The 12,725-nt window shown below is 70.4% G+C and carries 8 protein-coding genes; 4 read left to right on the top strand and 4 right to left on the bottom strand.

The features are described 5' to 3' along the window. Window positions 1-239 precede the first annotated feature (239 nt). Complete coding sequence (locus ACVGV2_RS07450; protein ID WP_459165312.1) at window positions 240-1,265, bottom strand: GH25 family lysozyme; 1,026 nt, start codon at window positions 1,263-1,265, stop codon at window positions 240-242. Window positions 1,266-1,799: 534 nt separating this feature from the next. Here ACVGV2_RS07450 and ACVGV2_RS07445 point away from each other — a divergent pair. Continuing rightward, window positions 1,800-4,163: a Tex family protein gene (locus ACVGV2_RS07445; protein WP_459165311.1), complete on the top strand. Its 2,364-nt coding sequence runs from the start codon at window positions 1,800-1,802 to the stop codon at window positions 4,161-4,163. A 172-nt stretch (window positions 4,164-4,335) separates the two neighbouring features. Here the strand turns inward: ACVGV2_RS07445 and ACVGV2_RS07440 are convergent, their stop codons facing one another. Then, complete coding sequence (locus ACVGV2_RS07440; protein ID WP_459165310.1) at window positions 4,336-5,436, bottom strand: cellulose-binding protein; 1,101 nt, start codon at window positions 5,434-5,436, stop codon at window positions 4,336-4,338. Window positions 5,437-5,839: 403 nt separating this feature from the next. Beyond that, window positions 5,840-6,469 carry a TetR/AcrR family transcriptional regulator gene (locus ACVGV2_RS07435; RefSeq protein WP_459165309.1) on the bottom strand — a complete coding sequence of 210 codons (630 nt, stop codon included), beginning with the start codon at window positions 6,467-6,469 and terminating at the stop codon, window positions 5,840-5,842. A 346-nt stretch (window positions 6,470-6,815) separates the two neighbouring features. On the opposite strand from ACVGV2_RS07435, the gene ACVGV2_RS07430 reads away from it, so the two are divergent. From ACVGV2_RS07430 to ACVGV2_RS07420, 3 genes are all read left to right on the top strand, one after another. Next, window positions 6,816-8,312, top strand: coding sequence for an aldehyde dehydrogenase family protein (locus tag ACVGV2_RS07430; protein ID WP_459165308.1), 1,497 nt, complete (start codon window positions 6,816-6,818; stop codon window positions 8,310-8,312). A 311-nt stretch (window positions 8,313-8,623) separates the two neighbouring features. Further along, window positions 8,624-10,258, top strand: coding sequence for an APC family permease (locus ACVGV2_RS07425; protein ID WP_459165307.1), 1,635 nt, complete (start codon window positions 8,624-8,626; stop codon window positions 10,256-10,258). Between the two features lie 21 nt (window positions 10,259-10,279). After that, entirely contained in the window at window positions 10,280-11,830 is a 1,551-nt protein-coding gene (locus ACVGV2_RS07420; protein ID WP_459165306.1) for a GMC family oxidoreductase, read from the top strand. Window positions 11,831-12,093: 263 nt separating this feature from the next. Here the strand turns inward: ACVGV2_RS07420 and ACVGV2_RS07415 are convergent, their stop codons facing one another. Beyond that, on the bottom strand, window positions 12,094-12,630 hold the full coding sequence (locus ACVGV2_RS07415) for a DinB family protein (RefSeq protein WP_459165305.1): 537 nt from the start codon (window positions 12,628-12,630) through the stop codon (window positions 12,094-12,096). Window positions 12,631-12,725: the final 95 nt, after the last annotated feature.

Raw genomic sequence — 12,725 nt, 5'->3', positions numbered from 1 at the left:
CTGGAACCGGATCGTTCCGGTCGGACCTGAACGATCACCCTAACCCGCGTCGGCGGGCGGCGAGCCCGCCAGGTGGCGTCCACCACGACACCGCAACCGCGTTCGCCCGCCGTCGTAGCACCGCTGCCGGGAGCGAAAAGACGTGTGGGCCGTCCGCCGCGGACGGCGGACGGCCCACACTGCCACGGAGCGCGTGGTGGTTGTCCCAATCCCTCAGTCGGGTCCCACAGCCGGGTCCCTCAGCGGGCCAGCTGCTCCAGCCGGGCCTGGCCTTCGCGGAACTGGTTGATGTCGGTGTTGCCACCGATGCCGGGCACCGAGCCCTCGTCCGTGTACTGCCAGAAGTTCCAGTTGTCGAAGCCTTCGGGCACGGAGGGCTGGTCGACCCCGTAGGAGGCGAGCCACAGCGGGTGGTCGTTGTAGCTGTCAGTGCTGCCCATGCACTGGCTCCAGAACGACGGGTTGGCGTAGATGATGGGGTCTTCGCCGGTGCGTTCCTTGACGACCTTGTTGAAGCCGTCCACCCACTGGTGCATCTCGTCGACGGACTTGCCGTAGCAGCCGCCGCTGCTCGGGTCGACCTCGAGATCCAGCACCGGAGGCAGCGTCTTGCCGTCCTTCTGGTAGTCGGCCACGTCGAGGAAGCGGTTGGCCTGCTCCTCCGGTCCGGACGAGCCGGGGCGGGCGAAGTGGTACGCGCCGGCGATCATCCCGGCGTCCTTGGCGCCGTGGTACTGCTCGCCGTAGGTCGGGCTGGCGAAGCTCGTACCGTCCGTGGCCAGCACGAACGTGAACTTCTTGCCGGAGTCGGCGACCTGGTTCCAGTCGACGGATCCGTTGTGGTTGGACACGTCGATGCCTTCCACCGGCGGTCCGACCGGGGCGGGCGCCTCCTGCTGTCCGGACTGCTGCCCGCCTCCCTGCTGCGGGGACTTCTCGGCGTCGGCCATCATCCGCCCGGCCGTTTCGGGCGACATATCGCCCGTCTGGGCCGCTTCCTGCACGTCGTGCTGCTGCGTGCCGGGGCCGGCCAGGCTGGCGATGACGATGCCGATGAGGCCGAGCGCGGCGACGGCGGATCCGGCCTGCATGGCCCGGGCCCGGGTCGGAACGCCTTCACCGCCCGGCAGGTTGGCGGACAGCCGGCTGAACAGCAGCGCCACCCTCTCCCGGAAGCGCTGCACAGCCGGGGCGTCCCACCCCCGCCGGAGAGTCGGCAGCACGGCGGCGATCACGCGCTGCACCGCGGGCCGGACGCGGTCCACGCCGGAACGCAGCGTCGTGTCGACCGAGTGCGCGGTCGAGCGGACCGTGGACCACTGGTCGCGTGTCCCATCGTTCGGGTTCGACGGGGCACCGTTGACGTCTGAATCGGGGGATCGTGTGGAGTCGGGGTCTTCATGTGTCACAAGGCCCCACACTCCAGCGCGGAGCGTAGCCGTGCATCACGGTTTCTACGGGGTTGAGTACTTAGATTTAACCCCTCGGTGCACACACAAAACCACTGATGAGCACGCAACGTGACAAAAATCCGGGAGATCCTCGCATCCCGGACTGCTGCGCACCCCTGCGCTCCACCGGGTCATCAGCAGGGCCGGCCCCGCTGCGGGCGGACCCGCGCATCGGGGCAGCACCCTACTGCAGGCCCGCACCGCTCGGAACACCCCGTCCCGCCATCTGTCCGTGCCCGACACGCCGCCGCGACTGGCGCGCGAACCGCGCGGAGCGTTCCGGCACAATGCGAACGGAGCCAGCGGAGATCGCGAACGAACAGTGTAGGAAGCAGGCAGCGAAGCATCGTGACCACAGCCGTTCACCAGAAGATCGCCGAAGAACTCGGAGTCCAGCAGCGCCAGGTCGATGCCGTGGTCGACCTGCTCGACGGCGGCGCGACCGTGCCGTTCGTGGCTCGCTACCGCAAGGAGGTCACCGGCGGCCTTGACGACACCCAGCTGCGCACGCTCGAAGAGCGGCTGCAGTACCTGCGGGAGCTCGAGGAACGCCGCGAAGCCGTCCTGGAGTCCGTCCGTTCCCAGGGCAAGCTCGACGAAGCGCTCGAACAGCGCATCCGGGACGCCGACACCAAAGCCCGCTTGGAGGACATCTACCTCCCGTTCAAACCCAAGCGCCGCACCAAGGCGCAGATCGCGATCGAGTCCGGCCTGGAACCGCTCGCGGACCGGCTGCTGGCCGACCCGACGCTCGACCCGAACGCCACCGCCGCCGAGTACATCAACCCCGACAACGCAGTGGCCGATGCCGACGCGGCGCTGACCGGAGCCCGCGCGATCCTCGTGGAGCGCTTCGCCGAGGACGCCGACCTCATCGGCGAACTGCGCGAGCGGATGTGGCAGCGCGGCCGGCTCGTCTCCCGCGTGCGCGAGGGCAAGCAGGAGGAAGGCGCCAAGTACTCCGACTACTTCGAGTTCGACGAGGCGTTCACCGCCCTGCCCGCGCACCGCGTGCTCGCGCTGTTCCGCGGGGAGAAGGAGGAGGTGCTCGAGCTCACCCTCGAGTCCGATTCGGACGCGGAGGCCACGGGCGCGGACTACCAGCGGATCATCGCCGCGCACGTCGGGATCGCCGACGAAGGGCGCCCGGCCGACGAGTGGCTCGGCGGCGTCCTCCGCTGGGCCTGGCGCACCCGCGTTTTCACCCGCCTGTCGGTGGACCTGCGCACGCGGCTGCGGCAGCAGGCCGAGGACGAGGCCGTGCGGGTGTTCGCCGCGAACCTGCGCGACCTGTTGCTGGCCGCTCCCGCGGGGACCCGGCCGACGATCGGCCTCGACCCCGGCTACCGCACCGGCGTCAAGGTCGCCGTCGTCGACGGCACCGGCAAGCTCGTCGCCACCGACACGATCCACCCGCACAAACCGCAGCAGCGCTGGGACGCCGCCCGCGACCGCCTGGCCGGGCTGGCGCGCGAGCACGGCGCCGAGCTCGTCGCGATCGGCAACGGAACCGCCTCCCGCGAGACCGAACGGCTCGCGGGCGAGCTCATCAAGACCCACCCGGAGCTCGGACTGCGGAAGCTGACCGTCTCGGAGGCGGGCGCGTCGGTGTACTCGGCTTCGGAATACGCCTCCCGCGAGCTCGCAGACCTGGACGTGTCACTGCGCGGCGCCGTGTCCATCGCGCGGCGGTTGCAGGACCCGCTGGCCGAGCTGGTCAAGATCGATCCGAAGTCGATCGGCGTCGGGCAGTACCAGCACGACATGTCCGAAGCGAAGTTGTCCCGCTCGCTCGACGCGGTGGTCGAGGACTGCGTGAACGCGGTCGGTGTCGACGTGAACACCGCGTCGGTGCCGCTGCTGGCCCGCGTGTCGGGCATCGGCGCGGGACTGGCGGACAACATCGTCCGCCACCGCGACGATCACGGCGCGTTCCGCGACCGCGAGACCCTCAAGGAGGTCACCCGGCTCGGTCCGAAGGCCTTCGAGCAGTGCGCCGGGTTCCTGCGCATCCAGGACGGCGACAACCCGCTGGACTCCTCGGCCGTGCACCCCGAGTCCTACCCCGTGGTGCGACGCATCGCCGAGGCCACCGGCAGCGAGCCGAGCGCGCTCGTCGGCGGTGAAGCGCTGTTGCAGCAGCTGCGCCCGCAGGACTTCGTCGACGACGCCGTCGGCCTGCCCACGGTGACCGACATCCTGGCCGAACTGGAGAAGCCCGGCCGGGACCCGCGCGGCGAGTTCCGCACCGCGAACTTCGCCGAAGGCGTGGAAACGCTGGCGGACCTGCGGACCGGGATGCAGCTGGAAGGCGTGGTCACCAACGTCGCCGCGTTCGGCGCGTTCGTCGACATCGGGGTGCACCAGGACGGCTTGGTGCACGTCTCCGCGATGTCGAAGAACTACGTCAGCGACCCCCGCGAAGTCGCCAAGCCCGGTGACGTGGTTCGGGTCAAGGTGCTCGACGTGGACGAGGACCGCAAACGCATCTCCCTGTCACTGCGGCTCGACGACGAACCCGGTGGTGCGCAGGGCAAGCGCGAGTCCGCCGGGGGCCGCCAGCGCGGCGGCAAGCACAACGGCGGCAAGAGCGGCGGCAGGAACGGCGGCGGCAAGAGCGGCGGCAAACGCCCCCGCGGCGAGCGCCAACAGCAGGAAGCCCCGAACGGCGCACTGGCCGACGCGCTGCGGCGCGCCGGATTCTCCGGCTGACCGCACGGCGACACCTCACGGCCACCGGCCCTGCAACACGCGGGTCGGTGGCCGCGTCTCCCGTGCGGCCACCGCACCACCGGGCTGCGCAGGGGTGTTCCACCCGCACCCACACCCGCACCTGCACAGGTGGGAGCCAGCAAGTCGCGGGGCAGCACCTGCCCGCCCGGAATCAGCCTGGCGAGCGGACGGGGTCGTCGACCCCGCTCGCGGGGTCGACGAGGGCATCCTCGCCCTCCCCCGCCGCCGGCTGCCCGGCCTCCGCCGTCGGTGCGGCATCCACCGGCTGCCCGGCATCCACCGACTGCCCGGCCTCCGCCGTCGGATCGGCCTTCGCGGGCCGCTCGGGCTCCAGTGGCTGTTCGGCCTCGCGTTGCCGCGGCACGCGCACCCGCTCGGACGGCACTCGCCGCTGCTCGGTGACGCGTTCCACGTAGCTGTCGGCGTGCTCCTCCTGCACGCCGTTCTCCGTCGCTGCGAGGAACGGTTCCGCGCTGTCGAGCACGGCCTGCGCCGCGCGGACCTGTTCACCGAGATCGCGGCGCAGCCGCAGCATCGTCGCCGCGTACTCGTCGGCGCGGCGGGTGCGGCGTTGCGCCTCGGCCGTGGCTTCGCGCACCAGGCGCTCAGCGTCGGCACGGCTGGCCCGTTCTCGCTCGGCCAGCACGCGCATCTCCTCGTCGCGGCGAGCGGCCATGGACACCTCGAAGTCGTGCTCGATCTGGCTGCGCCGCTGCTCGGCTTCGGCGTCGAGCCGACGCCGGTGCTGCTCGGCCTCCTCGGCCATGTGCTGCACTTCCTCGCGGGTCCGCTGCAGCATCTCGGTGCGTTGCTGCTCCGACTGCCGCCGCCACTCGTCGGCCTCGGTGACGAGCTGCTCGTAGCGGTTGCGTAATTCGGCGGCTGCCTGCTCCGAGCGGGCCCATTCGTGCTCGGCTGCCGCGCGCGCGGAGGCGGTGATCTCCGCGGCCTCGTCCTTGGCCAGTCGGACCATCCGGTGCAGCCGGTCCGACAGGGCCGTCTCGTCGATCGGAGTCCGGGCCTGCTCGTCGAGCTGCCGCTGCAGGGAGTCGATATCGGCACGTGCCTGCTCCAACTGCTGCGACAGGTCGGCGACCTGGCCCAGTGCCGAGTCCCGGTCCTCGGCGAGCATCCGGATCTCGTTCTCGGCTTGCTGGATGTAGAACTTGACCTGGGAACGCCGGTATCCCCGCCAGACGGTGTCGAAATCCGCTTGCAACGGCACGAGTTCGCGATCCTCTTGCTGGCCCACGGTCTCACCTCGCTCGGGACGGGCGGTCATTGCGCTTCGAGCGAGCCGCACCCGGCGGCACATTCCGTTCTACGCCACGAACCGACGTGAACGAATCACTCCGGGCGGCTGAACCGGATTACACGCACACCAGCGCCACCCGATCAGTCGAGCCGTCGGCGCGGCGGGTCACTCTGCCGGTCGATTCTCCGAGCGGGCTCTGTCCGACAGCAACAGTCGTGATGCGATGTGCATCAACCTGCAACCCGCGCGCCGATGCCGCGCCACCGCCCGGCCCTCCCCGGCGTCGGGCGGTCGAGCGCCCCGGGCATCTGCGGCTGCGCCCGGTCCCTGCGGCACCCTCCCCAGCAGCCGACCCCAGCCGTGCAGCCAGCGGCAGCACTGGAACTCAGGACCGCGCGACTCAGCCGGAGCGCTCCGCACCCGCGGGCTCGGCCGGTGCTGTTCCGGCCGCACCGGGACGCAGGATCCGCTGGAAGGTCGTGAGGATGTCGGCGCGCTCCGGCAGCGTCTCCCGCACGATCCCCTGCAGCAGCAGCCCGCAGAACGCGACCGAGAGGGCGCGACCCGTGGTCGGGTCGGTGTAGTCGGCGAACAGCTCGGCCAGCGCCGAGTCCCACTCCTGGCTCACGTGCCGCAGTGCGGGCCGGTGCAGCGCCGCGATGTAGAGCTCGTGCTCCACGGCGGTGCGGGTGCGTTCCGGTCCGAGGTAGTGCAGCACGAGCTCGGTCAACGCTTCGGCCAGGTCCTGCTGCGGCTGCCGCGTGCGTTCCCACTCGCGCAGCTGCGCGACGTCGTCGGTGGACGCCTGCCGCAGCGCCTCGGCGAGGAGGTCGTCCAGCGTGGAGAAGTAGTAGGTCGTCGAACCCAGGGGCACGTTCGCCTGCGCCGCGACCGCCCGGTGCGTGAGCTTTTCCACCCCGCGCTCGGCCACCACGGTGATCGCGGCGCGCGCGATGCGCTCACGCCGGCCCGGGTCCTTCGCGCGTCGCTTGGGCGCGGCGTTGCTCGCGGCGGCTTCCGGGATCGACATTCCGTTCGACGCTACCCCTTGTGTCGGCTGCCCTCGTGCCGGCTGCCACAGCCTTGCGTGCGCCGGCGCGCAGGCGGCCGGCGATCGTTCGATCAGCGTCCGCACAGCTTGCCACACGCCTGCCGAGCGACGATGCGATCCAACTCACGGCCCTGGCATTTTTGCAGTTCAACACCACCATTTTACGCCGCGGGGAAGAGCGTTTCGCAGCTTTGCGGCGGCTTCGCGGAACGAATCATGTACATCTGTACACAGACGCTGTTAGGCTCCGTACCGCTCGATTGCAGGCGTCGAACTCGACGCGCACAACAACGACGGCGCGAACAACGACTACGGGAAATCACGCATGTCGCAAGCGGAAAACACGAACGCCACGCTGTTCATCGACGGCGTGTGGACGAACGCCGCGCAGGGCGGCAGCCGGCAGATCCGGTGCCCCGCCGACGGCACCCTCGTCACCACCGTGGACGAGGCCGACCGGAACGACGCGGAACGCGCGATCGCCGCCGCACGACGCGCCTTCGACACCGGCAGCTGGCCCCGCACCCCGGCGTGGGAGCGCGGTGACCTGCTGCTGCGGGTCAGCGACCTCCTGGTGCGCGACACCGAGGAGTTCGCCATCGCCGAGTCGCGCGACACCGGCAAGCGGCTCGAGGAGAGCCGCATCGACATGGCCGACATCGCCGCGTGCTTCCGGTACTACGGCAAGATCGCCGGCACCGAGGCCGGACGGGTCGTCGACACCGGCTCGGCGGAGGCCATCAGCCGGGTGCAGCACGAACCGGTCGGCGTGTGCGGCCTGGTCACGCCGTGGAACTACCCGCTGCTGCAGGTCGCCTGGAAGGTCGCCCCCGCGCTGGCCGCGGGCAACTCCTTCGTGCTCAAGCCGAGCGAACTCACCCCGAGCACCGCCGTGCTGCTCATGCGCGTGCTCACCGAGGCCGGCCTGCCTGCCGGCGTGGGCAACCTCGTGCTGGGCACCGGCGCCGAGGTCGGTTCGGTGCTGTCCGAGCACGCCGACGTGGACCTCGTGTCGTTCACCGGCGGCCTGCACACCGGCCGGAAGATCGCCGCGGCGGCGGCCGGCACGGTGAAGAAGGTCGCGCTCGAGCTCGGCGGCAAGAACCCCAACGTGGTCTTCGCCGACGCCGACTTCGACACCGCGGTCGACTACGCCATGCTCGCGATCTTCCTGCACTCCGGGCAGGTGTGCTCGGCCGGCGCCCGGTTGGTCGTGCAGGACGAACTGCACGACTCGCTCGTCGACGAGATCGTGCGCCGCGCGCGGAACATCCGGATCGGCGGTCCGTTCGACGAGGACGCCGAAACCGGCCCGCTGATCTCCGCGGAGCAGCTGAACAAGGTCGCCGACTACGTGTCCAAGGCCGTCGACGAGGGTGCGGTCCTGCGCACCGGCGGTGGCCGCCCCGAGGGCGAACGCTACGCCGCCGGGCACTACTACCTGCCCACCGTGCTCGACGAGGTCCAGCAGGGTTCGCACGCAGCGACCGAGGAATCCTTCGGCCCGGTGCTCACCGTCGAGCGCTTCACCGACGAGGACGACGCGGTCCGCATCGCCAACGACACGCACTACGGTCTCGCCGGCGCGGTGTTCACCTCCGATCCGGCGAAGGCGCAACGAGTCGCCAACCGGATGCGGCACGGCACCATCTGGATCAACGACTTCCACCCGTACCTGCCGCAAGCGGAATGGGGTGGCATGAAGCAGTCCGGCACGGGGCGCGAACTCGGTCGCGCCGGACTCGGCGAATACCAGGAAACCAAGCACGTCTACCAGAATCTGCAGCCGCAGCCGCTGAACTGGCTGTTCACCGGGGAGTAGATCCGCCGGGAGACGCTCCCGCACCGACCGGCGAACACCGGTGCCCGGCGGTGACCCGGCGCCCGTTGCCCCGAGTCGCAGCAGCGCCGCACCACCGGCCGGGCACCGCGCGGTCTCCGCCGAGCACGCCGGCGGAGGTCGCGCGCACTACGGTACAACGGCGTACTCCGCGGTTCCCGCCCATTCGCGGACGGAGCCGCGTGTATCCGCCGGCGGTCATCCGCAGAACCGAAACGCCGCAACGACGCGCACGAACCACCCGGCCCCGAACCTCCCCTGGGGGGCGGGGCGGGAAAAGGAGTTGTCGGGGCATGAGCGCGCCCACGGGCGATACCGAACTCTCCGAGTTCGGCTACACCAACAAGTTAAAAAGAACCCTCGGCGGATTCAGCACGTTCGCCGCCGGAATCAGCTACATCTCGGTGCTCACCGGCACCTTCCAACTGTCCTACTTCGGATTGTCCAACGGCGGTCCCGCCTACTGGTGGTCCTGGCCGATGGTCTTCCTCGGGCAGTTGCTCGTGGCGTTGAGTTTCGCCGAGTTGGCCTCCCGCTACCCCATCGCCGGGTCCATCTACAACTGGGCCAAGAAACTGGGCGGTCAGCACGTCGGCTGGCTCGCGGGATGGATGATGCTGGTCGCCTCCGTGGTGTCCATCGCGGCCACGTCCCTGGCCTACCAGAACACGCTGCCGCAGATCTGGTCCGGATTCCAGATCATCGGCGACGGCTCCACCTCCCAGCAGCAGGCCGTCAACGGCATCCTGCTCGCAACGGCGTTGATCGTGTGCACCACGCTGATCAACGCGTTCGGCGTCAAGCTCATGGCGCGGATCAACAGCATCGGCGTGTTCATCGAGCTGGCCGCCGCGGTCCTGCTGATCGTGGCGCTGGCCGCCGTCGCCGTGCGCAGCCCCGCGGTCGTGCTGGAGACCGGCAACACCGGCGCGGACAACCCGGCCGGCTACCTCGGCGCGTTCCTCGTCGCCGGCATCGCCTCGTCCTACGTGATGTACGGGTTCGACACGGCCGCCTCGCTCGGGGAGGAGTCGGTCAACCCGCACCGCAACGCCCCGCGGGCGATCCTGCGCGCGTTGATCGCCTCCTTCCTGCTCGGCGGGCTGATCATCCTGTTCGGACTCATGGCCGCCCGGGACCTGAGCGCACCGGAGATGCTCAGCGGCGGTCTGCAGTACGTCCTCAACGACGCGCTCGGCCCGATCGTCGGCCGGCTGTTCCTGCTGTCGATCTTCGTGGCGATCACGGTGTGCGTGCTCGCGGTGCACACGGCGGCCATCCGCATCGCCTTCGCCATGGCGCGGGACAACGCGCTGCCCGCGGGGTCGAAACTGGCCCGGGTGAGCCCCCGGTTCCAGACGCCGGTCGTGCCCGCCGTCGTCATCGGTGCGCTGGCGCTGGCGCTGCTGGGGCTCAACATCAACCAACCGCAGATCTTCACCGCGATCACCAGCCTGGCGATCATCCTGATCTACATCTCCTACCTGCTGGTGACCGTGCCGATGCTCGTGGCGCGGCTGCGCGGCAAGTGGTCCTCGGCCAAGCAGCGGGGCCGCTTCAGCCTCGGCAAGTTCGGCCTGCCGGTCAACATCCTGGCCGTGCTCTGGGGTCTGGCGATGACGACCAACCTGGCCTGGCCACGCCGGGCGGTGTACAACGCCGACCCGCCGTACCACTGGTACCTGCAGTACAGCTCGCTGCTGTTCATCGGCCTCGCGGGCGTGGGCGGATTCGCCTACTACTGGTTCGTGCAGCGCCGCAAGATCGGCGTGCTGACCGAACACGCCTCCGCCGCCGACACCTCCGAGACCGAGAACTCCGCGACCGCCCCTGCGGAGGCCGGCCCCTCCGAGACCGGCAGTGCCGAGACCGAGAGCAGCGCGGAGTCCGCACCGCGGAAATCCGCCACGAGCAGCCCTGTTTCCTGACCAGAAACGGAGAACCCCGCCATGACCGAGCAGTTCGACTACGTCGTCGTGGGCGGCGGCAGCGCCGGCGCCGCCGTCGCCGCCCGCCTGTCCGAAGACCCGAACGTGACGGTGTGCCTGCTGGAAGCCGGACCGTCCGACGTCGGCGACGGGAACGTCCTGCAACTCGACCGCTGGATGGAGCTGCTGGAATCCGGCTACGACTGGGACTACCTCATCGAACCGCAGCAGAACGGCAACTCGTTCATGCGGCACGCCCGCGCCCGCGTGCTCGGCGGGTGCTCCTCGCACAACTCCTGCATCGCGTTCTGGGCCCCGGCCGAGGACCTCGACGAGTGGGAGTCCCTCGGTGCCACCGGCTGGGGCTCCGCGGACCTCTTCCCGCTGTACCAGCGGTTGGAGACCAACGACGCACCGGGTGGGCACCACGGCCGCAGCGGCCCGGTCAACATCCGCACCGTGCAGCCCAACGACCCGTGCGGATCGGCGCTGCTGGAAGCCTGCGAACAGGAGGGCATCCCGCGGGCCCGGTTCAACTCGGGCACGACCGTCACCAACGGGGCGAACTGGTTCCAGATCAACGCCCGCGCCGACAACACGCGCTCGTCGTCCTCGGTGTCCTACCTGCACCCGATCATGGGTGAGCGCCCCAACCTCGAGGTGCGCACCGACGTGCGGGCCAAGCAGGTCACCTTCGACGGCACGCGCGCCACCGGCGTGCAGTACCTGGACGCCGACCAGCTGCACACGCGCACCGTGCGGGCCCGGCGGGAGGTCGTGCTGTCCACGGGCGCGATCGACACGCCGAAACTGCTGATGCTCTCCGGCATCGGCCCGGCCGAGCACCTGCGCGAGGTCGGACTCGACGTCCTCGTCGACTCCCCCGGTGTGGGCTCCACGCTGCAGGACCACCCGGAAGGCGTCATCAGCTGGGACGCCAAGCAACCGATGGTCAACGAGTCGACCCAGTGGTGGGAGATCGGCATCTTCCACACCACGCAGCCGGACCTGGACCGGCCGGACCTGATGTTCCACTACGGCTCGGTGCCGTTCGACATGCACACCGTGCGGCAGGGCTACCCCACTTCGGAGAACAGCTTCTGCCTGACGCCGAACGTCACGCGCGCCCGCTCCACGGGAACGGTGCGGTTGCAGAGCCGCGACTTCCGGGACAAGCCGAAGGTCGACCCGCAGTACTTCACCGACCCGCACGACATCCGGGTGATGAGCGAGGGGATCAAGCTGGCGCGGCGCATCGTCGAGCAGCCCGCGATGCGCGAGTGGGCCGGTGCCGAGCTCTTCCCCGGACCGAACGTGCGCACCGACGACGAGATCGCCGACTACCTCAGGCGCACGCACAACACCGTCTACCACCCGGCGGCCTCGGTGCCGATGGGCGCCGAGCAGGACCCGAACGCGCCGCTGGACCCGCGGCTGCGCGTCAAGGGCGTGCGGGGGCTGCGCGTGGCGGACGGTTCGGCGATGCCGTTCCTCGTGGCGGTCAACCCGAACATCACCACGATGGCGATCGGTGAGAAGTGCTCGGACATGCTCTCCGAGGACAACCGCTGACGACCTGCTCCCCGGCGGCACGGCAGCGGTCCCACCCACCGCGGCACCACTGCTCCCCCGGTGGTCGCTGACGGCACCGGTGCGTTCCGCGCACGTCGTGTCGCGGGCGGAAGACGGCGTCCGCGGGGGCGCTGCCGGATGTGACCTCCGGCGGCGCCCGGCCGCCCGCCGCGCGCTACCGGCCCCTCCGCACCCCGATGGCGGAGGGGCCGGTGCGCCTTCGACGCCAGGTTGCCGATCGGTCAGCTCCCGCCGGGGCGGCTTCAGCCGAAGCGGCCGCCCCCGCAAGCCCGGTAGAGATCGCGCAGCAGCAGCACTTCGGCGCCGTGGTGGAACAGCTCGCGGTTGATGTGCAACACGAGCGTCAGGTACGAGCGCTCCGCGTACGGGCCTTCGGCCGCGCCGACCGGACGCAGCCAGCCGTCCTCGTCGAGCTCGCCGATGCCCTCGCGCCACAACCGGTGCTGCTCGTCGAGGTAGTCCAGCGCCGCAGCCGCGCTGCCCGGGTACGCGTTCGCGTCGACGCGGAACTCACCGCCACCGAAGTGGCTGCTCACCCGCATGTCGAACAGGTGCGCCGCGATGTGCGACAGGCGCCAGGCCAGCGTGGTGAACGGCGGTGGAACCGGCTCGGGGTGCTCGAAGTCCATCCGCCACCCGTCCGGCACGGGCCGGATCGACCAGCAGCCGTCGACGGGTTCCCAGAAGTACTCCGCGTCGGTGAGGCCGTCGAGCCTCGGCCGCCACTGCTGCCAGTAGAAGTCCAGTTGGTCCAGGGCTTCGTCGCGCCACACGCTCATGCCCGGAGAGTACGCGGCACCTGCCGCGCGAGGTCGGAGCGCACCGCGAGCCACCTCGCCGGGGTGCACGTCCCGCGCCGGCTGAAAAGCGGCGC

It is taken from the genome of Bounagaea algeriensis (assembly GCF_054491375.1).
This window is presented reverse-complemented; position numbering and strand designations above follow the sequence as displayed.